Raw genomic sequence first — 771 nt, forward strand, 5'->3', positions numbered from 1 at the left:
TTTTTTATCTTGGCTTTCACCTTCTTTAACGGTGTCCATTATTTTAATAATATTTTTATTATATTATTCCGTTATATGGTGTCGTTGTTTGATTTCGGCGAGCTCTTCTTGCGATGTGGCATTAAACGCTTCGACCATCCATTCGGGCCAACCTTCACCTTCAATCCTATGGGCTTTAAATTCCGCTTCTTGATCTGACTTATATTCGCCGTCATCGATATTGGCAGATTTATAATGCACCATAAAACTATTGATCCACCCCCAAACAAATGTACTTCCTGCGCCGGCACGAGCAGGATCTAACATAATATGATCTATCACTTGGTGCGTGCCCGGTTGGCAGACCATTAACACGGTTGAACTTAAGGCATTACGTGACATATTATGAATAATAACACCGTGCAAATCGTTCCAATCATATTCTTTTATTCGGCGTTTTTTCGGTTGTAAAAATACCGCAGGATGCCGTAATACTTTAAAGTTAAAAAAGTAACTTTCATTAACATAGACTTTACCGGTTTTACGATTAAATATAATGGGGCTGCCACGGCGGGAAAACAAGCTTTGATAAACGGCAGGAATAGTTATATACAAAGAAAAAATACTCACCATCAAAGCCAATATTGCTATAATTACTATTGAATTACCCGCTTCAGGTTTATGAATAAGTAATAACCAAATCCATAAAATAACAGCAATGAATAAAAGTATGGTTGCAATAAGATATAAAGATGAATAAAAAATCTGATCATTGTGATCCTGACGAATAAA

At 36.1% G+C, this 771-nt stretch carries 1 protein-coding gene; it reads right to left on the bottom strand.

Going from position 1 to position 771, the window contains the following annotated elements; genetic code table 11:
- Positions 1–63: 63 nt before the first annotated feature.
- A partial coding sequence (locus A9G34_RS10835) for a DUF6708 domain-containing protein (protein ID WP_218055730.1) occupies positions 64–771 on the bottom strand: 708 nt, incomplete at its 5' end.

Source organism: Gilliamella sp. Choc4-2, assembly GCF_001690355.1.
GTDB lineage: Bacteria > Pseudomonadota > Gammaproteobacteria > Enterobacterales > Orbaceae > Gilliamella > Gilliamella apicola_A.